This is a genomic window from Mycobacterium sp. 1245111.1 (genome assembly GCF_001673405.1).
Taxonomy (GTDB): Bacteria; Actinomycetota; Actinomycetes; order Mycobacteriales; family Mycobacteriaceae; genus Mycobacterium.
Genome location: NZ_LZLV01000132.1, coordinates 23,181 through 40,164, shown reverse-complemented (window position 1 = coordinate 40,164; position 16,984 = coordinate 23,181). Strand labels below are relative to the sequence as shown.

Below are 16,984 nucleotides of genomic sequence, written 5' to 3'. Positions count from 1 at the left end.
GGCATGGAGTACTGCCTGAGCGCCGATGACGGCGGCGCGACGATCTGGGACCGCGGCCCCGACCTCGATCTCGACGGCGACGGGCGCCTCGACGCGGTCGGGCTGGATTTCGACCACGACGGCCTGGCCGACGATGCGCTGGCCGACCTGGACGGCGACGGCGTCGCCGACCATGCCGTGCTCGACGTCAACGGCACCGAGCGATACTTCACCGACGACGGCACGGGGACCTGGGCCATCGCCGTGGACCGGCCGCCGCGCACGGCGACGGGCTTGCGCTGGTTCGGCCTCGACGGCGTCGAGCACACGGGCAAGCCGCTCACCGACTTCGACCCCGCAAGCCGATCGGAGGTGCGGCTGGTGGACAGCGACGGCAACGGCCTGGCCGACCGCGCGCTGATCCCGGGGCCCGACGGCGTGACCGGCTACGTCGATACCGACGGCGACGGCCGGTGGGACGTCAAGCTCACCGACACCGATGGGGACGGCGCCGCCGACGCGGCCAGCGCGTTGACGCCCAAAACGTAAGTCCCTGTCCGCGTCGGCAGCCCGGTACTGTGACGGCCCATGACCTCCGACTTGTCGCGCGCGGACTCGGTCGGCGCCGCGCTGACCGAGATCCTGCGTGACGACCTCAACATCGACGTCAGCCGTGTGACCCCGGAGTCGCGGCTGGTCGACGACGTGGGCCTGGACTCGGTGGCATTTGCGGTCGGCATGGTCGCGATCGAGGACAAGCTCGGGGTCGTGGTGAACGAGCAGGAGTTGCTGGGCTGCGACACCGTCGGCGACCTCGAGAACGTCATCCGGGCAAAGGTCCCGGTCGGCCAGTGAGCGTGCTGGCCACCGCCCTGTCCGGGGCGATGCGCTCTTCAGCTCACGACCTGGTGGTCTTCGACAAAGAAGCCGACGCCTGGACGCGGCGGCCCTGGCCGCAGGTGCACGCGCGCGCGGAAGGCATCGCCGCGCGGATCCTCGACCAGCCGCACCTCGGCGCGGTGGGACTGGTCGGCGAGCCGACCGCCGACTTGGTCGCGGCCATCCACGCCGCCTGGCTGGCCGGCCAAAGCGTGTCGATCCTGCCCGGCCCGGTCCGCGGCGCCGACCCCCAACAGTGGGCGCAGGCGACGCTGACCCGGTTCGCGAGCATCGGCGTGCGGACGGTGCTCAGCCACGGCGACGAGCTCGCCCTGCTGGCAAGCCACGACGGGCCCCCGACGGTTCTCGACCTGACGGCCGTCGCGCACGAACCGTCGACCACCTTCACACCCGTCGAGCCCGCGGCCGGGACACCGGCGATCCTGCAGGGAACCGCAGGCTCCACCGGAAACCCGCGCACCGCAAGGCTTTCCGCAGAGGCGGTACTGAACAACGTCAACGGCCTGCTCACCCGCATCGGTGTCGACCCGGCGGTCGACGGAGGCTGCACGTGGCTACCGCTCTATCACGACATGGGCTTGACGTTCCTGCTCAGCGGCGCACTGGGGATGACGCCGGTGTGGCTGGCCCCCACCTCGGCGTTCACCGCGTCGCCGTTCCGCTGGTTGCGTTGGCTCAGCGAAAGCGGGATGTCGCTGAGCGCCGCACCGAACATGGCCTACAGCATGATCGGCAAGTACGCCCGCCTGGTATCCGACGTCGATCTCGGCCGGGTGCGGTTCACCATCAACGGCGGCGAGCCGGTCGACTGCGCCGGCATGGAACGGTTCGCGGATGCGTTGCGCCCCTTCGGTTTCGACGCCCGAGCGCTGGCGCCGTCCTACGGGCTGGCCGAATCCACCTGCGCGGTCACCACCCCGGCGCCCGGTCGAGGCTTGCGCTACGACGAAATCAACTCCAGCACAGCCGAACCGCGGCGCCACGCCTGTTTGGGCCAGCCGATCGACGGCATGGAAGTCCGCGTCAACCTCGAGTCTGACCACTCCGCCGAAGTACCGGGGCGCGACGTCGGCGAGATCGAGATCCGCGGCACCTCGATGATGTCCGGCTACCTCGGTGATACCCCGCTCGAGCGCGGCGCCTGGTTCCCGACCGGCGACCTGGGCTACCTCACCGACGACGGCCTGGTGGTGTGCGGGCGGGCCAAGGAGATCATCACGGTCGCGGGCCGCAACGTCTTTCCCGCCGAGGTCGAACGGGTCGCCGCCGAAATCCGCGGTGTGCGTGAGGGAGCTGTGGTCGCCGTCGGTACCGACAACGACGCCACCCGACCCGGTCTGGTGATCACCGCCGAGTTCCGCGGCCCCGACGAAGCGGGCGCCCGCAGCGAACTGGTCGCCAAGGTGGCCTCGGAATGCGGCATCGTGCCCGCCAACGTGGTGTTCGTCCGGCCGGGCACCCTGCCACGGACCTCGTCGGGCAAGCTACGGCGCCTCGAAGTCAAACGCAACTTGGCGGCGGCGACCAGATGACCGACGAGTTGAGCCTCGACGAATACCGCACGCTGCTCGGCGAGGTGTTCGATGACGACGTCATCAAGTGGACCGCGGAAGCCGAAGAGAGCGAACGCTTTCCGCGCAAGCTGATCGAACATCTGGGGGCGCGCGGCGTCTTCGCGCAGAAGTGGCTGGACGGGCAGCACCCCGACGTGGCCAAGCTCGTGGCACTGGCGATCGAGTTGGGCAAGCTGGGCTCGGCGGGCATCGGCGTCGGCGTCAGCCTGCACGACTCCGCCATCGCGATCCTACGGCGGTTCGCGCGCTCGGACTATCTCAAAGGTATCTGCGAGCAAGCCATCCGCGGCGAGACCGTGCTGTGCATCGGCGCCTCCGAGGAATCGGGCGGTTCGGATCTGCAGATCGTCGAGACCGAAGTCCGTTCTGTCCGAGACGGATTCGAGGTCAAGGGGATCAAGAAGTTCGTGTCGCTCTCGCCGGTGGCCGATCACATCATGGTGGTGGGCCGCGGGGTGGACGACGACTCGTCCGGCCGGCACGGCAACGTGCTGGTGATCGCCGTGCCCTTGGAGCAGTGTGAGATCCAGACGCCCTACCGCAAAGTCGGCGCGGGGCCGCTGGACACCGCCGCCGTGCACATCGACACCTGGGTCCCCGCCGACGCACTGATCGCCCGTCCCGGAACGGGTTTGGCGGCCATCTCCTGGGGGTTGGCGCACGAGCGGATGTCGATCGCCGGCCAGGTCGCCGGCGGTTGCCAGCGAGTGCTCGGCATCACCCACGCCCGGATGGTGGAGCGGCGGCAATTCGGCTCGACGCTGTTCGAACACCAGGCGCTGCGGTTGCGGATCGCCGATTTGCAGGCCCGCGTCGACCTACTTCGTCACGGGCTCAACGGAATTGCCGCCGAGGGCCGACTCGATCTGCGGGCCGCGGCCGCCGTCAAGGTCACCGCCGCCCGGCTGGGCGAAGAGGTGCTCTCGGAGTGCATGCATATCTTCGGCGGCTCCGGCTACCTGGTCGACGAGACGCCGCTCGGCCGGTGGTGGCGCGACATGAAGCTGGCCCGAGTCGGCGGCGGCACCGACGAGGTGCTGTGGGAGTTGGTCGCTGCCGCAATGAAACCCGACTACGACGGCTACCGCGAGCTGAACGGCTAACGGCCTCAAACCTCACCGAGATCGACGCTGGCGAGGAAAAGTCCGAGTTCGCGGCACGGTAGCGTCGATCTCGCACACCAAACACAAGAACTAGCGCGCCTTCGGTACATCGTCGGGTGTGCGCGGCAACGCGTACAGCGCCATCCGCCGGTTGCTCATATCGTGCTCACCGAGGAATGTGCAGCCGGCGTATTCACACAGTCGGCGCGCCGCGGTGTTGCGGTGATCGGGGTCGAACATGATTCGGCGACAACGCGGTTCGACCTCGAAGACGCTCGCCACGATACGCGGCAGCAGAAACGGCCCCAGCCCTTTGTTGACGATCGACAACTCGGCGATCGCCGCGTGCAGGCCGACGTCGTACGGATCGGCGTCGTAGCGGGCCGCGATGGAATCCTTTGCGGCGCGGTACACCTCGACATAGCCGCTGTCCTCGCCGTTCATGCTGCCGACGAAGGGACGGGAGTAGTCGCCGGCCACCTGCGCGTGCAAATAGTCACGCCACCGATCGACCGGCCAGGCCGACTCCCACGCCTCCACCAGGTGCGGCATGTTCATCCAGCTCGAGATCATCTCCGCGTCGGCATCCGGGTCGGCCGGCCGCAGCGCGTACGGGGCGTCCAGCACCGGAGTCGGCGGCGGGGGAGCCGCGCGGACGTCGTCGCTGATGTCGGTCAGCTCCCGCGGCAAGATCACGGGCGGTGAGCCTACCGGAAATGAGGTTAGGGTTACCTACCCCGCCCTATCGACCGCGGCCCGGCGGGCCGGCGAAGGCTTGCGCAATCGGCAGCCAGCGCGCCGCGTCGATGCCGGACGCCGTGATGTCGAGCTCCCGCAGCGGCCGTCGCTGGGTGACCAAAAAACAGAAGTCCTCGGCCGACCCGGTGACCCGCTGTGTGGCAGCCTCCGGTCCCCACGCCCAGAGGCTGCCATCAGGGGCACGCAACTCGACCCGGAATGGTTCAGCCGGCGGCGTCAGCTCGTTGATCACGAACGCGAAATCGCGGGTCCGCACGCCGATGTGGGCGATCGACCGCAGCCGCGCCGTCGCGGGCCGCGTGACACCCAACGCGTCGGCGACGTCGAGGCCGTGCGCCCAGGTCTCCATCAACCGGGCGGTCGCCATCGACGGCCCGCTCATCGGGGGGCCGAACCACGGCAACTTGCGTCCGTCGTCGACCGTCAGCAGCGCGTCGTGCAGGCGCGCGCGGGTCGCCCGCCAGTCGGCGAGCAGCTCGGCCGGCGGAACCGCCGCCAGCTCGTCGGCCGCGGCGTTGACGAAGCCGATCGGGTCCTCCAGCGCCGCCTGCACCACACCGGCGAAGGCGTCGGAGTCGGTGACCGAGACCAGCGCGCCGCGGTCGGTCCACAGCAGGTGCCCGATCTGGTGCGCGATCGTCCAGCCCGCGGCGGGCGTCGGCGTGCTCCAGCGGTCCTCGGCCAGCGGCGCGACCACCGCGTCCAGCTCGTCGCTTTCGGCGCGCAGGTCGTCGACAATCTCGGCAAGGTCGGCCATCAGTGCACCTTAGCGATTGGCCGCGCGCCCGATGACGGTGTGCGCGGCAAGCCCGCAGAGGTAGACGGCGGCGCCTGCCACGACCAGGACCGGCGAGTGCCCGTCATCGCGAATCACGCAGGCCGCCACCGTGATCGCGACGAGGAACCCCACCCAGAACACCGAATCCTGCACCGCGAACACGTGCCCGCGCAGCGCGTCGTCGACGTCGATCTGGATCGCGGTGTCGGCGCACAGCTTGACCACCTGGCCCAGCCCGCCGAGTAGGAAGCCAGCCGTCACCAGCATCCACAGCTGTAAGCCGACGCCGGCGATCTCGACCACGGCGGCCATCGCCAGGGCACCGTTCGCGGCGGCGTACCGGCCCCACCGGCGCACCGCCAGCGGTGTCACCAGGTTGGCCAGAAAAGATCCGGCACCGGCCGCGGCGACAAAAAGAACCGCGTTGCCCAACGCGGACACCGCCCCTGGGCCGCCGCTGCGCACCAGCAGCAACACCACCAGCGAGTTGACGCCGAACACCATCCGGTGCGCGGCCAGCCCGGAGAGTGTGGCCGCGACGGTCGGGCGGTCCAGCACGGTCCGCACGCCGTGCAGCCAACCGGTGACGACGGCGTAGAGCACCGACCCGTGGATCGCGCGCCGGGTGTCGTCGGGCCCGAGCACATGGTCGGCGAACCGCAGCGAGAACAGCAGCGCGATCAACAGCGGGACGATGTCCAGAAAGATGGTCGACGCGGCGCCGGTGTCACCCGACCCGATCAACCCGCGCGGCACCAGCATGAAGTTGGCCCCGACAAACGCTGCGATCGCACCGACCGCCGCCGCGAGCGAGTTCATCGTGACCACCTGCTCGCGTGGAACCACGTGCGGCAGCGCGGCCGACATGCCCGTCGAGACGAACCGGCCCAGCCCGTTGACCACCAGCGCGCCGCACAACACCGACGCGTCGCGGGCCCCCAGCGCGAGGCAGATGCCGACGAAGGCCACCGACACCACCCGGCCGACGTTGGCGGACACCAACACCAGCCGGCGATCCCAGCGGTCCATCAGTGCGCCGGCGAACGGGCCGAGCACCGAATACGGAAGGAGCAACACCGCGAACGCGCCCGCGATCGCCAGGGGGCTCGAGGCCCGCTCGGGGTTGAACAGCAGCGCCCCGGCCAGCCCGGCCTGAAACAGGCCGTCGGCGAATTGGCTCGCCAGCCGCAACTCCAGCAGCCGCCGGAAGTCCGGGAGCTCGCGCACCGACCGCCAGACAGCTACCGGCGCGCGCGGATCGGTCACGGAACCTGCTTCCCATTGGCCCGACGGTGTTGGGCGCGGAGTTACAACACTACAAATTCTCGCCCGGCGGCCTACTTGTTGACCACGGTCGTCCGGCCCGGATGCCATGATGGACAGGTGGCGCAGCCCGAGGACCCAGAGGACTTCATCGCCCCTGCCGCACATCGAGTGCGAGCGGGCACTTTGCTTCTGGCGAACACCGATCTGCTCGAGCCGACGTTTCGTCGCAGCGTGATCTACATCGTCGAGCACAACGACGGCGGCACGCTCGGTGTGGTGCTCAACCGGCCCAGCGAAACCGCCGTATACAACGTGTTGCCGCAGTGGGCCGGGCTGGCGTCGAAGCCGAAGACGATGTTCATCGGCGGACCGGTCAAGCGTGACGCGGCGCTGTGCCTGGCGGTCCTGCGGGTCGGAGCCGACCCCGACGACGTAGAGGGGTTGCGTCATGTGGCCGGCCGGACGGCGATGGTCGACCTGGACGCCGACCCCGAGGTGATCGCCCCGGCGGTCGAAGGTGTCCGCATCTTCGCCGGCTACTCCGGCTGGACCATCGGCCAGCTAGAGGGCGAGATCGAGCGCGACGACTGGATTGTGTTGTCGGCGTTGCCGTCCGACGTGCTGGTCGAGCCGCGGGTGGACCTGTGGGGTCGGGTGTTGCGGCGTCAGCCGCAGCCGCTGTCGTTGCTGGCGACCCACCCGATCGACGTCAGCCGCAACTAGGGCGCGGTCAAGCAGCCACCGCGGCGAGTTCTTCACCGCGGGAGAGCCGGCTCGCGATCACCGAGCACACGATCAGCTGGATCTGGTGAAAGATCATCAGCGGCAACATGATCACGCCGACGGTCGCAGCCGGAAAGAACACCAGTGCCATCGGAAGGCCGGAGGCCAGGCTCTTCTTCGAGCCGCAGAACAGCAGCACGATGCGGTCACCGCGGTCCAGACCGATCAGGCGACCGAGCAGGCCGGTGAACCCCAGCACTATGGCCAGCAGCACGGTGTTGACGACCGCGACGACGGCCAGCTGCCACGGGTCGACGCTTGCCCAGATGTGTTCCACCATGCCCATCGAAAACGCGGTGTAGACGACCAACAGGATCGACCCGCGGTCGACCAGCTTGGTCAACGCCGCATGCCGGACCACCCAGTCGGCGACCCACCGCCGCATCAATTGCCCGGCCACGAAGGGCAGCAGCAGCTGCACCGCCACGTCGCGCACCGCGGAGGCGTCCATCTGGGCTCCGCCCGTGGTGTTCATCAGCAGCACGACCAGCAGCGGGGTCAGCGCGATGCCGACGATGTTGGATAGCGACGCGCTGACCAGGGCGGCCGAGACATTGCCGCGTGCAATCGATGTGAACGCGATCGAGGATTGCACAGTCGAGGGGACCAGGCACAAGAACAGCAGCCCGTTGTAGAGATCGACGTTCAACAGCCAGGGCACCAGGCCTCGGCAGGCCAGCCCGAGCAGCGGGAAGATGACGAACGTGGTGGCCAGTACCAGCAGGTGTAACTGCCAGCGCTTGACGCCCTGCCATGCCTGCTGCGGCGAGAGCCGGGCACCGTAGAGCCAAAACAGCAGTGCGATAACCACTTTCGCGGCCACGGACATGAAGTCGGCGAAGGCGCCGCGGGCCGGGAACAGCGCCGCGAGCGCGACGGTGGCGGCCATGGCCAACAGAAAGGTGTCGATCGGCAGCTTTTTCAGCATGCGGATGCGCCGGTCAGTGGCAGGACAACGTGCAGGCCGCGCAGCTTCCGGCGCACTGGCCGGCGGACTCTTCGTGGTGCAGCGCGAACCGCGCGGTCTGATACGACCCGGCCGCGACCGTCCCGAGAGCGCCGACGATGCAGACGCAGACGACGGTCAATGCGGTGGCCTGCGGCGCGGCCAAGGCCACCACTCCGGCGACGGCCAGCATCGTCGAGGCGGCCAACTGCGGGGGTGCGACGGAGCGCATCACCAATCCGGCTGTGCTGGTGACGGCGGGACGGGTCAGCGATCGCAACCCGAGAACGGCCAAGATCACCGCCGCGCAGATGCATAGCATTCCCGCGATGAGCATGCAGACACCATACGAGGCGCCCGCCTCCGGTGCAGCGCGGGTCTTAGCGAGCGAGTGCCTGCGGGGGTGCGACCACCGCAGGGGGCGCGGCTGGGACCGGTGCCGGAGCCGCGACCGGCGCAGGCGGCGCGGGCTGGTTAGACCCCGGCGGCCCGGCGCGGAAGCCGTTGACGATTCCGTCGGTGGCCTGCGCTTCGCCGACCCCTCCCCCGGCTTCGGTCGTGACGGCCAGTGAGACCAGGTACTTGTCCGGGCCGGATGTGACGATGACGTGGCGCCGTGAGGTGTTGAGCGTCATCTCGTTCTGCCGGTAGGTGCCTTCGATGAGCGACGACGGGGAGCCGTAGTAGTCGACCAGCGAGGCGTCGGTGGTGCGCCAGGCGGGCAGCTGCTGGCTGTCGATGTAGCCGTGGGTGATGGCCTCGTGCGGGTCAAAGTCGCCGACCAGTCGGTAGACCACCAGCTGGGCGTTCGGGGTGTAGAGGCTGGGGCTGCGGCGGTTGGCGATCACGGCGAACGCATCGGGGACGTTTGGGTCGGGAACCTGGGTCCAGCCCTGCGGCATCGGCAGGACCAGGTCGAGCGCGGTGAAGCCAGCCGCTTTCTGCGGCTCCATCTTGACGCCTTTGCCGTTGAAGAAGTCACGCAGCGTTCCCGCGGTGGCAGGCATCAGCGCCGGTGGCACGGCCGCTGGTGCCGGCGCGGGCGGCTGGGCGGCGGCGGCCGGAGCAACGCCGGGCCCGGGGGCCACGGCCTGCGGAGTCAGGCCCGGCATCGGGTTGCCCAGCGCCCCGGGGTTGCCAGGGGCCGCCTGTGGGGCGGGGATCGGCGCGGGGACGGGCCGGGGCGGTAGTACCGGGTCGGCCGAGGCGGCAGGGCAAGCAATGCTCAGCGCGCCGGCAGCGCCGACGGCGAGGCCCGCGACCGTTACTCGCCAGCTACGGGACATCGTCATGAGCGTCGATCCTTCCGAGAGTGCCCGGGTGTTCTTCAAGTCGCAGAAAGCGACTGTAACCAGGCAGAAGCGGCGTATTCCAGCACCGCAACCGACCTTTGACACAGCTGGAATGAAGCCCTGATCGGTCTGCAATCCAACCGAGACCGTCGGTGGTCGGCGGGTCGCTCGACGCCGCCCTTATAACCTGTTGGGCGTGACCGACTCCGACCCCGACGCGCCGCGGTACCGCTACACCGCGGCCCTGGCCGGCCGCATCGAACAGACCTGGCAGGACAACTGGACCCGGCTAGGCACGTTCAACGTGCCCAACCCGGTCGGTTCGCTCGCGCCGTCGGACGGTTCACCTGTTCCCGACGACAAGATGTTCGTCCAGGACATGTTCCCGTATCCGTCTGGCGAGGGATTGCACGTAGGCCACCCGCTCGGCTACATCGCCACCGACGTCTACGCCCGCTACTTCCGGATGCTGGGCCGTAATGTGCTGCACGCGTTGGGCTTCGACGCGTTCGGTCTACCCGCCGAGCAGTACGCGGTGCAGACCGGCACCCACCCGCGCACCCGCACCGAAGCCAACATCGTCAACTTCCGCCGCCAGTTGGGCCGGTTGGGGTTCGGTCACGACAACCGCCGTAGCTTCTCCACCACCGACGTCGACTTCTACAAGTGGACGCAGTGGATCTTTCTGCAGATCTACAATGCCTGGTTCGACGAAACCGCCGGCAAGGCCCGCCCGATCGCCGATCTGGTCGCCGAATTCGATTCCGGTGCACGCCAATTGGATGACGGCCGGGCTTGGTCGACGCTGTCCAAGGGCGAGCGTGCTGACGTGATCGACGGCCGTCGGCTGGTCTACCAGTCCGATTCGATGGTGAATTGGTGCCCGGGCCTGGGCACCGTGCTGGCCAACGAAGAGGTCACCGCCGATGGCCGCAGCGAACGCGGCAACTTCCCGGTGTTCCGAAAGCGGCTGCGGCAGTGGATGATGCGGATCACCGCCTACTCCGACCGGTTGCTCGATGACCTCGACGTGCTGGACTGGCCGGAGAAGGTCAAGACCATGCAGCGCAACTGGATCGGCCGCTCCACCGGCGCGGCGGCGCTGTTTTCCTCGGCGGCGGGCGATCTGGAGGTGTTCACCACTCGGCCGGACACCCTTTTCGGCGCGACGTATCTGGTGTTGGCCCCTGAACACGAAATGGTCGACAAGTTGGTGGCGGCGCAGTGGCCGGACCACGTCGACCCCCGCTGGACCTATGGCGCAGAGTCCCCCGTTCAGGCCGTCGCCGACTATCGCAAGGCGATCGCGGCGAAGTCCGACCTCGAGCGGCAGGAGAACAAGGCCAAGACGGGTGTTTTCCTGGGCACCCCTGCGATCAACCCGGCCAACGGCGAGCGGGTGCCGGTATTCATCGCCGACTATGTCCTGGCCGGGTACGGGACCGGCGCGATCATGGCGGTCCCCGGACACGACCAGCGCGACTGGGAGTTCGCCCGCGAATTCGGCCTGCCGATCGTGGAAGTCATTGCCGGCGGCGATGTTTCACAGGCCGCCTATACCGGCGACGGCGCCGTGGTCAACTCGGACTACCTCAACGGGTTCGACGTGGCGGCCGCCAAAGAGGCCATGACCGCGCGGCTGGAGTCCGACGGCCGCGGCCGGGCCCGTGTCGAATACAAGTTGCGCGACTGGCTTTTCGCGCGGCAACGGTATTGGGGCGAGCCGTTTCCGATCGTGTACGACGGTGACGGGCGCGCGCATGCGCTGGATGAGGCCGACCTCCCGGTCGAATTGCCGGACGTCCCGGACTACTCGCCGGTGTTGTTCGACCCCGACGACGCCGGCAGTGAGCCGTCGCCTCCGTTGGGCAAGGCCAGCGACTGGGTCAACGTCGAACTCGACCTCGGCGACGGGCTGAAGCCCTACACCCGCGACACCAATGTGATGCCGCAGTGGGCCGGCAGCTCCTGGTACGAACTGCGCTACACCGATCCGCACAACCCGGATCGCTTCTGCGCCAAGGAGAACGAGGCCTATTGGATGGGCCCGCGACCGGCCGAACACGGACCTGACGACCCCGGTGGCGTCGACCTCTACGTCGGCGGTGCCGAGCACGCGGTGCTGCATCTGTTGTATTCGCGGTTCTGGCACAAGGTGCTCTACGACCTCGGGCACGTCAGCTCCCGCGAGCCCTACCGGCGACTGGTCAACCAGGGCTACATCCAGGCCTTCGCCTATACCGACTCCCGCGGTTCCTACGTCACGGCCGCCGATGTGGTCGAGCGCGACGGCAAGTTCTTCTACCCCGGCCCGGACGGGGAGATCGAGGTCTTCCAGGAATTCGGCAAAATCGGTAAGAGCCTGAAGAACTCGATCTCACCGGACGAGATGTGCGACGACTATGGCGCCGACACCCTGCGGGTGTACGAGATGTCGATGGGCCCGATCGAGGCATCGCGGCCGTGGGCCACAAAGGATGTGGTTGGGGCACAACGGTTTCTACAGCGGGTGTGGCGACTGGTCGTCGACGAGAACTCCGGCGAAGCCCGGGTGACCGGCGACGAGTTGGACACCGATACGCTGCGGGTGCTGCACCGCACGATCGCCGGAGTCTCCGAAGACTATGCGGCACTACGTAACAACACCGCCGTGGCCAAGCTGATCGAGTACACCAATCATCTGACCAAGCAGCACCGTGACTCGGCCCCGCGGGCCGCGGTCGAGCCGCTGGTGCTGATGTTGGCACCGGTGGCGCCGCACCTGGCCGAGGAACTATGGCAGCGGCTCGGCCACCCGAATTCGCTTGCGCACGGCCCATTCCCGGCCGCCGATCCCGCCTACCTGGTCGAGGACACCGTCGAGTATCCCGTGCAGGTCAACGGAAAGGTGCGCGGCCGAATCACGGTGTCCGCCAGTGCGAATGCCGATGCGGTGGAGGCCGCGGCGCTGGCCGACGAGAAGGTGCAGGCGTTTCTGGCTGGCGGAACTCCGAAGAAGGTGATCGTGGTCGCCGGCAAGATGGTCAACCTGGTCGTCTGACCCGTTTCGCGTGCTCAACCGCGCGGACGCAGAACCACCTCGTGCAGGTGGCCGTCGGGCGGGGTGTGGATCGCCTGAGCGACGGCCGCCGCGACGGTCTCCGCGCGTAGGAATTTGTCGGGGTCGTAGTCGCCGCCCTCGAACGACACCAGTTCGCGCTGCATGTCGGTGTCGGTGCGGCCGGGGTAGACGGTGGTGACCCGCAGCTCGGGCTCGCTCAGCCGCAGCGAGTCCGCGAACGCGCGTAGCGCGAACTTGCTCGCCGAATACGACGCCATGTTCTTCGACGCGTTGCGACCCGACCCGGAGTTGATGAACACCACCTGACCCTCGGCGCGTCGCAGGGCGGGTAGCAGCGCAAGCGTAACCGCCACGGCGCCAACCACATTGACCTCGAAGGTGGTGCGCCAATCGTCGACCTTGGACTCGGCGATGCGCCCGGGAATCGATACCCCGGCGTTGTGTACCAGCACGTCGAGTCCATCGATCGCGGCGGTGGCGTCGGCGATCGAGTCGGTGTCGGTGACATCGAGTGGCAGCGGCGTGGCTCCGAGTCGATCCGCGGCGGCCTGCAGCGCGGCCGATGGTCGTCCGGCGAGGAGCAAGGTGTGGGTTGGCGCCAGGGCCTCGGCGATGGCGGCGCCGATCCCGCGGCTGGCACCGGTGATGAGTGCTGTCGGCATGCTCGCCAGCCTAACGGCGGAAGAGCGACAAGGGTTTACGCGGTTGCGTCGCCGTTAGCTGCGGCCGCGGGGGTGGTGACCGACTCGCTGGCCGCCAGGCGTTCCAGTGGTGCCAGCGCCTTGGTCAGCGACTCCAGGTCGGGCGCGCTCAGCTGGCTCAGCAGCGCCGCGAGCGCGGTGATCCGGTTGCTCAGCGACTCGCGGTGCACGGCCAGCCCGCGGGGGGTGATGTCGACGAGCACAGCACGCAGGTCCGACGGGTCGCGGGAACGCTTCACCAGGCCGATCTTTTCCAACCGGCGGATCGCCACCGTCGTGGTGGGTGTGCGCACGCGTTCGTGGGCGGCCAGATCGGTCATCCGGATCGGGCCGCGGTCGAGCAGGGTCACCAAGATCGACAGTTGGGCCAGGGTGAGGTCGCTGGCCTGGGCGGCGCCGGCGCTCGGATCGCCGCGGCGCAGGATCGAGAACAGCTTGGAAAGCGTACGGTGAAGCCCCTCCGCCAGCTCAGTGAGCTCGGGCACGGTGGCTTCGGTTTCCGCCATAGTTCGCCAGTCTAACCTGTCTGCTGTTCAGGGGCCCGTAATTGCCATTTGCTGTCACAGGACCTGCGACAGGAAGCGTTGTAGCCGCTCGGTGCCGGCCGCTTCGAAGATCTGCGCCGGGGGACCGGTTTCCACCACCTGGCCGTGGTCCATGAACACGACGCTGTCGGATGTCGACTTGGCGAACCCCATCTCATGGGTCACGACCAGCATCGTCATGCCTTCGGAGCCCAGCTCGGCGATCAGCGCCAGGATCCCTTTGACCAGTTCGGGGTCCAGCGCCGAGGTCACCTCGTCGAAGAGCATCACCTGCGGCGTCATCGCCAGCGCCCGGGCGATCGCAACTCTTTGCTGTTGTCCCCCGGACAGGGCGCCGGGCCGGCACCCCGACTTGTGCTTCATGCCCACCCGGTCCAGTTGGGCCAGCGCCGATTCGCGGGCCTCGTCACTGGAGAGCCCTTTGAGCTTGCGGGGCGCCAGCATCACGTTGTCGAGGACGCACAGGTGTGGGAAGAGGTTGAAGTGTTGGAACACCATCCCGATCCGCTGCCGCACGGCGTCGGGATCGTCGCCCAGCACGGACTTACCGTCGAGCAGGATGTCGCCCTGGTCGGGTTCGATCAACCGGTTCAACGCGCGCAACAGGGTGGACTTTCCGGAGCCCGACGGCCCGATTACCGCCACGGTGTTGCCGGCGGGGGCGGCGATGTCGACGCCGCGCAACACTTTGTTGCTGCCGAAAGAAAGGTGAATTCCCTTGCCCTCCAACGCTACTGACTCGGTCATATCATCTCCTGACTGGTAAGCAGCGGCGGCGAAGCTTCCGGGCGACCGTGTCGAAGCCGGTTGTCGATGACGTTGACCAGGTGGGTCAGCGGAATGGTCAGCAGCAGGTAGAACAACCCCGCGGCCACCAGTGGCGACAGGCTGCCGGTTTGCGCGTTGAGGTCACGGCCGACCTGGAATAGTTCGCGCTGGCCGGCGATCAGGCCCAGGAAGTACACCAGCGCTGAGCCTTTCAGCAACGCGATGAACTGGTTCACCAGCGCGGGCAGTACCCGGCGGATTCCCTGGGGGACCACGATCATCCGCATCGACGTGCGATAGCTCAGCCCCAGCGCGCGGGCGGCATCCAGCTGGCCGGGTTCCACGCTTTGGATGCCGGAGCGGAAGATCTCGCCGATGTAGGCCGCCGCCGTCAGCCCCAGCGCCGCGATGCCGAGCGGATAGGGGTTGTTGTGGGTCAATCCGCTGACGATCGGGCCGATGCCGAGCCCGATCAGCAGGATGATCACCACCTCGGGTAGGCCGCGGAAGATGTCGGTGTAGATCCGCGCGGGCCAGCGCAGCCAGCGGGTCTGCGAGACACCGGCCACGGCGAGCGCCATGCCGACAGCCAACCCGACCACGCCGGAGCTGATCGTGAGGATCAGCGTGTTCGGGAGGCCCGTCGTCACCATCGCCGGAATGGCCTGCTTGTAGAGCTCCCAGTCGAAGAACGATTCCTTTAGCTGAGTCAGCGTCGACTTCGGCGCAGGGGGCTTGTCGATCGCGCGGTGATTGCGCGCGGCAATCGCCGCGAAGTCCGGAAGATGCGGCGTCGCAGCCGCTTTCGATCCCGGCTTCCAGCCGGGCGGCAACGGCCGCGGAGTCCAGTCGGTGTACAGCTGCGCCCAGGTGCCGTCGGCGATCACCGCGTCCAGGCCGGCGTTGAGCGCGTCGATCAGCGGCTGGTTGTCCTTGGCGACCGCGTAGGCAATGAAACTGTCCAGCCCGAACGTGTAGCCGACGACGGCCGCGGTGTCGCCGTGCTTCATGACTTTGGCCGCCTCCATGGCGGGTGCCACCCAGGCGTCGAGCTGGTGATTCTTCACGCAGGAGTAGAGCGTGGTGAAGTCGGGGAACTTCACCGGCTCGGCGTGCAGGGTGTTGACCACGTAGTCCTCCTCGACTGTGCCCTGGACGGCGCCGATCCGTTGGCCGGCGTGCAGGTCATCGAAGCCGTGGATCGGCGAACCGGTCGGCACGATCAGCGACAGGTAGCCGAAGTCGTAGCCGTTGGTGAATCCGACTGTGCGACGGCGTGCTTCGGTCGCGATGATCGACGACGAGCCGACGTCGAAGCGTCGTCCGGCGACCTGTGCCAGCAGCGCGGAGAACTCGGTGCCGACGAATTCGATGTGCAGGCCCAGTTTGGCCGCGATCGCCCGCAGCAACTCGCTGTCGTAGCCGGTGAAGCGCCCGCCGTTGAGGCAGCTGCTCGGCGGACCGCCCGGCTGTGTGCCGACCGTCAGCGTCCCGGGTTTGAGCAGGCCCAGTGCGTCGATGTGCACCGAACTCAACGGCTCCACCTCGGGTGTGGTGTACGTGTCAGCTTCCTGCGGCCGGTCGGTGGACAGGTTGGCCGGTAGTGGGCGCGCGCCTTCTTTCCCGACCGGCCGGCACATGTGGTTGTCCGCGCCGGCCGGTGCGAGCGGAGCCAGGCCGTACGCCAGCAGGATGATGGCCAGCAGCGCAACAAGTTTCGACGCGCGAGGGGTCATGCCCGATCACGCCACCGGCAGAGCTGTTCGGCGTCGCTCAGGTCGTAGTCGGGACCGTTGACCCCGACGGTCAGCAGCGTGACGCCCAGCGTTGCCAAGCCTTCCGCGTCGGTGAGCAGATGCTCTGCGTTGACACCGGCCGAGTGCTCGATCGCGTGCGGGTCGCGGCCGACGGCTTTGCAGTGCTCCGCAAGTGTCTCGGCGGCCTGCGGGTAGCTGTCGACGGTGGTGAAGCCGTGCCAGATGTCGGCGTGCTCGGCCACCTGACGGAGGGTTTTCTTCGGGCCCTTGCCGCCGATCAGGATCGGGATGTCGCGGGTGGGTGCCGGGTTCAGCTTGGCCAGCCGGGACTTGATCCGCGGCATCGCGTCGGCCAGGTCGTCGATCCGGCTGCCGACGGTGCCGAACTCATAGCCGTACTCGTCGTAATCCTTTTGCTTCCAACCCGATCCGATGCCGAGGATCAGCCGGCCGTCGGAAATGTGATCGACGGTGCGGGCCATGTCGGCCAGCAGCTCCGGGTTGCGGTACGAGTTGCATGTGACCAGCGCGCCGATTTCGATGCGGGAGGTCTGCTCGGCCCAGGCGCCGAGCATGGTCCAGCATTCGAAGTGCGCGCCGTCCGGGTCGCCGTAGAGCGGGAAGAAGTGGTCCCAGTTGAAGGCGATATCGACGCCGATGTCTTCGCATCGGCGCACGGCGTCGCGCAGGTTGCGGTAGTCGGGGGAGTGCTGCGGCTGCAGTTGGACGCCCACGCGGATCGGCCGATCAGGGAAAGTCATTCCCATACGGT

At 68.1% G+C, this 16,984-nt stretch carries 17 protein-coding genes; 6 read left to right on the top strand and 11 right to left on the bottom strand.

Annotated elements, in window-relative coordinates; all coding sequences use genetic code 11:
- The first annotated feature begins 3 nt into the window (after window positions 1–3).
- Genes A5658_RS20810 through mbtN form a run of 4 tightly spaced genes read left to right on the top strand, consistent with a single transcriptional unit; the run spans window position 4 to window position 3,556 of the window.
- Window positions 4–528 carry a pullulanase gene (locus A5658_RS20810; protein ID WP_067339613.1) on the top strand — a complete coding sequence of 175 codons (525 nt, stop codon included), beginning with the start codon at window positions 4–6 and terminating at the stop codon, window positions 526–528.
- A 39-nt stretch (window positions 529–567) separates the two neighbouring features.
- Window positions 568–834 carry an acyl carrier protein gene (locus tag A5658_RS20805; RefSeq protein ID WP_067339610.1) on the top strand — a complete coding sequence of 89 codons (267 nt, stop codon included), beginning with the start codon at window positions 568–570 and terminating at the stop codon, window positions 832–834.
- Window positions 831–2,411 (top strand): long-chain-fatty acid--ACP ligase MbtM, encoded by a 1,581-nt coding sequence (gene mbtM, locus A5658_RS20800; RefSeq protein ID WP_067339608.1) that lies wholly within the window; start codon window positions 831–833, stop codon window positions 2,409–2,411. Before A5658_RS20805 ends, mbtM begins: the two co-directional genes overlap by 4 nt.
- A complete protein-coding gene (gene mbtN, locus A5658_RS20795) occupies window positions 2,408–3,556 on the top strand; it encodes a mycobactin biosynthesis acyl-ACP dehydrogenase MbtN (protein ID WP_067339605.1) in 1,149 nt (382 codons plus the stop codon). The genes mbtM and mbtN overlap by 4 nt, the downstream gene beginning before the upstream one ends.
- A gap of 90 nt (window positions 3,557–3,646) precedes the next feature.
- Here mbtN and A5658_RS20790 read toward each other — a convergent pair whose 3' ends face one another.
- The 3 genes from A5658_RS20790 to A5658_RS20780 are packed head-to-tail and all read right to left on the bottom strand — an operon-like array spanning window position 3,647 to window position 6,359.
- Window positions 3,647–4,252 (bottom strand): GNAT family N-acetyltransferase, encoded by a 606-nt coding sequence (locus A5658_RS20790; protein WP_067339602.1) that lies wholly within the window; start codon window positions 4,250–4,252, stop codon window positions 3,647–3,649.
- Window positions 4,253–4,298: 46 nt separating this feature from the next.
- A complete protein-coding gene (locus A5658_RS20785; RefSeq protein WP_067339599.1) occupies window positions 4,299–5,072 on the bottom strand; it encodes a TIGR03084 family metal-binding protein in 774 nt (257 codons plus the stop codon).
- 9 nt (window positions 5,073–5,081) lie between these two features.
- On the bottom strand, window positions 5,082–6,359 hold the full coding sequence (locus A5658_RS20780; protein ID WP_067339597.1) for an MFS transporter: 1,278 nt from the start codon (window positions 6,357–6,359) through the stop codon (window positions 5,082–5,084).
- A 117-nt stretch (window positions 6,360–6,476) separates the two neighbouring features.
- Here A5658_RS20780 and A5658_RS20775 point away from each other — a divergent pair, with 117 nt between their 5' ends.
- Complete coding sequence (locus tag A5658_RS20775; protein WP_067339594.1) at window positions 6,477–7,082, top strand: YqgE/AlgH family protein; 606 nt, start codon at window positions 6,477–6,479, stop codon at window positions 7,080–7,082.
- 7 nt (window positions 7,083–7,089) lie between these two features.
- Here A5658_RS20775 and A5658_RS20770 read toward each other — a convergent pair whose 3' ends face one another.
- From A5658_RS20770 to A5658_RS20760, 3 genes are read right to left on the bottom strand one after another with little or no spacing between them, the layout of a single operon-like run.
- Window positions 7,090–8,076 carry a bile acid:sodium symporter family protein gene (locus tag A5658_RS20770; RefSeq protein ID WP_156751581.1) on the bottom strand — a complete coding sequence of 329 codons (987 nt, stop codon included), beginning with the start codon at window positions 8,074–8,076 and terminating at the stop codon, window positions 7,090–7,092.
- Between the two features lie 7 nt (window positions 8,077–8,083).
- A complete protein-coding gene (locus tag A5658_RS20765) occupies window positions 8,084–8,425 on the bottom strand; it encodes a hypothetical protein (protein WP_067339590.1) in 342 nt (113 codons plus the stop codon).
- 43 nt (window positions 8,426–8,468) lie between these two features.
- Window positions 8,469–9,380: an LpqN/LpqT family lipoprotein gene (locus A5658_RS20760; protein WP_067339588.1), complete on the bottom strand. Its 912-nt coding sequence runs from the start codon at window positions 9,378–9,380 to the stop codon at window positions 8,469–8,471.
- Window positions 9,381–9,567: 187 nt separating this feature from the next.
- On the opposite strand from A5658_RS20760, the gene leuS reads away from it, so the two are divergent.
- On the top strand, window positions 9,568–12,420 hold the full coding sequence (gene leuS, locus A5658_RS20755) for a leucine--tRNA ligase (protein ID WP_067339585.1): 2,853 nt from the start codon (window positions 9,568–9,570) through the stop codon (window positions 12,418–12,420).
- A 14-nt stretch (window positions 12,421–12,434) separates the two neighbouring features.
- Here leuS and A5658_RS20750 read toward each other — a convergent pair whose 3' ends face one another.
- The 5 genes from A5658_RS20750 to A5658_RS20730 are packed head-to-tail and all read right to left on the bottom strand — an operon-like array spanning window position 12,435 to window position 16,973.
- Entirely contained in the window at window positions 12,435–13,103 is a 669-nt protein-coding gene (locus A5658_RS20750; RefSeq protein WP_067339583.1) for an SDR family oxidoreductase, read from the bottom strand.
- Between the two features lie 35 nt (window positions 13,104–13,138).
- Window positions 13,139–13,648 (bottom strand): MarR family winged helix-turn-helix transcriptional regulator, encoded by a 510-nt coding sequence (locus A5658_RS20745; protein ID WP_067339581.1) that lies wholly within the window; start codon window positions 13,646–13,648, stop codon window positions 13,139–13,141.
- Window positions 13,649–13,702: 54 nt separating this feature from the next.
- Window positions 13,703–14,434 (bottom strand): amino acid ABC transporter ATP-binding protein, encoded by a 732-nt coding sequence (locus A5658_RS20740; protein WP_067339580.1) that lies wholly within the window; start codon window positions 14,432–14,434, stop codon window positions 13,703–13,705.
- On the bottom strand, window positions 14,431–16,191 hold the full coding sequence (locus A5658_RS20735) for an ABC transporter substrate-binding protein/permease (RefSeq protein WP_067339579.1): 1,761 nt from the start codon (window positions 16,189–16,191) through the stop codon (window positions 14,431–14,433). Before A5658_RS20735 ends, A5658_RS20740 begins: the two co-directional genes overlap by 4 nt.
- Window positions 16,188–16,973, bottom strand: coding sequence for an LLM class F420-dependent oxidoreductase (locus A5658_RS20730; RefSeq protein ID WP_067339578.1), 786 nt, complete (start codon window positions 16,971–16,973; stop codon window positions 16,188–16,190). Before A5658_RS20730 ends, A5658_RS20735 begins: the two co-directional genes overlap by 4 nt.
- Window positions 16,974–16,984: the final 11 nt, after the last annotated feature.

Bases quoted from the DNA above. Each gene is read 5' to 3' on its own strand.
- A5658_RS20745 (WP_067339581.1), bottom strand. From the start codon at position 13,648: ATGGCGGAAACCGAAGCCACCGTGCCCGAGCTCACTGAGCTGGCGGAG.
- A5658_RS20805 (WP_067339610.1), top strand. From the start codon at position 568: ATGACCTCCGACTTGTCGCGCGCGGACTCGGTCGGCGCCGCGCTGACC.
- A5658_RS20740 (WP_067339580.1), bottom strand. From the start codon at position 14,434: ATGACCGAGTCAGTAGCGTTGGAGGGCAAGGGAATTCACCTTTCTTTC.
- mbtN (WP_067339605.1), top strand. From the start codon at position 2,408: ATGACCGACGAGTTGAGCCTCGACGAATACCGCACGCTGCTCGGCGAG.
- A5658_RS20730 (WP_067339578.1), bottom strand. From the start codon at position 16,973: ATGACTTTCCCTGATCGGCCGATCCGCGTGGGCGTCCAACTGCAGCCG.
- A5658_RS20765 (WP_067339590.1), bottom strand. From the start codon at position 8,425: ATGCTCATCGCGGGAATGCTATGCATCTGCGCGGCGGTGATCTTGGCC.
- A5658_RS20750 (WP_067339583.1), bottom strand. From the start codon at position 13,103: ATGCCGACAGCACTCATCACCGGTGCCAGCCGCGGGATCGGCGCCGCC.
- A5658_RS20785 (WP_067339599.1), bottom strand. From the start codon at position 5,072: ATGGCCGACCTTGCCGAGATTGTCGACGACCTGCGCGCCGAAAGCGAC.
- A5658_RS20760 (WP_067339588.1), bottom strand. From the start codon at position 9,380: ATGACGATGTCCCGTAGCTGGCGAGTAACGGTCGCGGGCCTCGCCGTC.
- A5658_RS20735 (WP_067339579.1), bottom strand. From the start codon at position 16,191: ATGACCCCTCGCGCGTCGAAACTTGTTGCGCTGCTGGCCATCATCCTG.
- A5658_RS20810 (WP_067339613.1), top strand. From the start codon at position 4: ATGGAGTACTGCCTGAGCGCCGATGACGGCGGCGCGACGATCTGGGAC.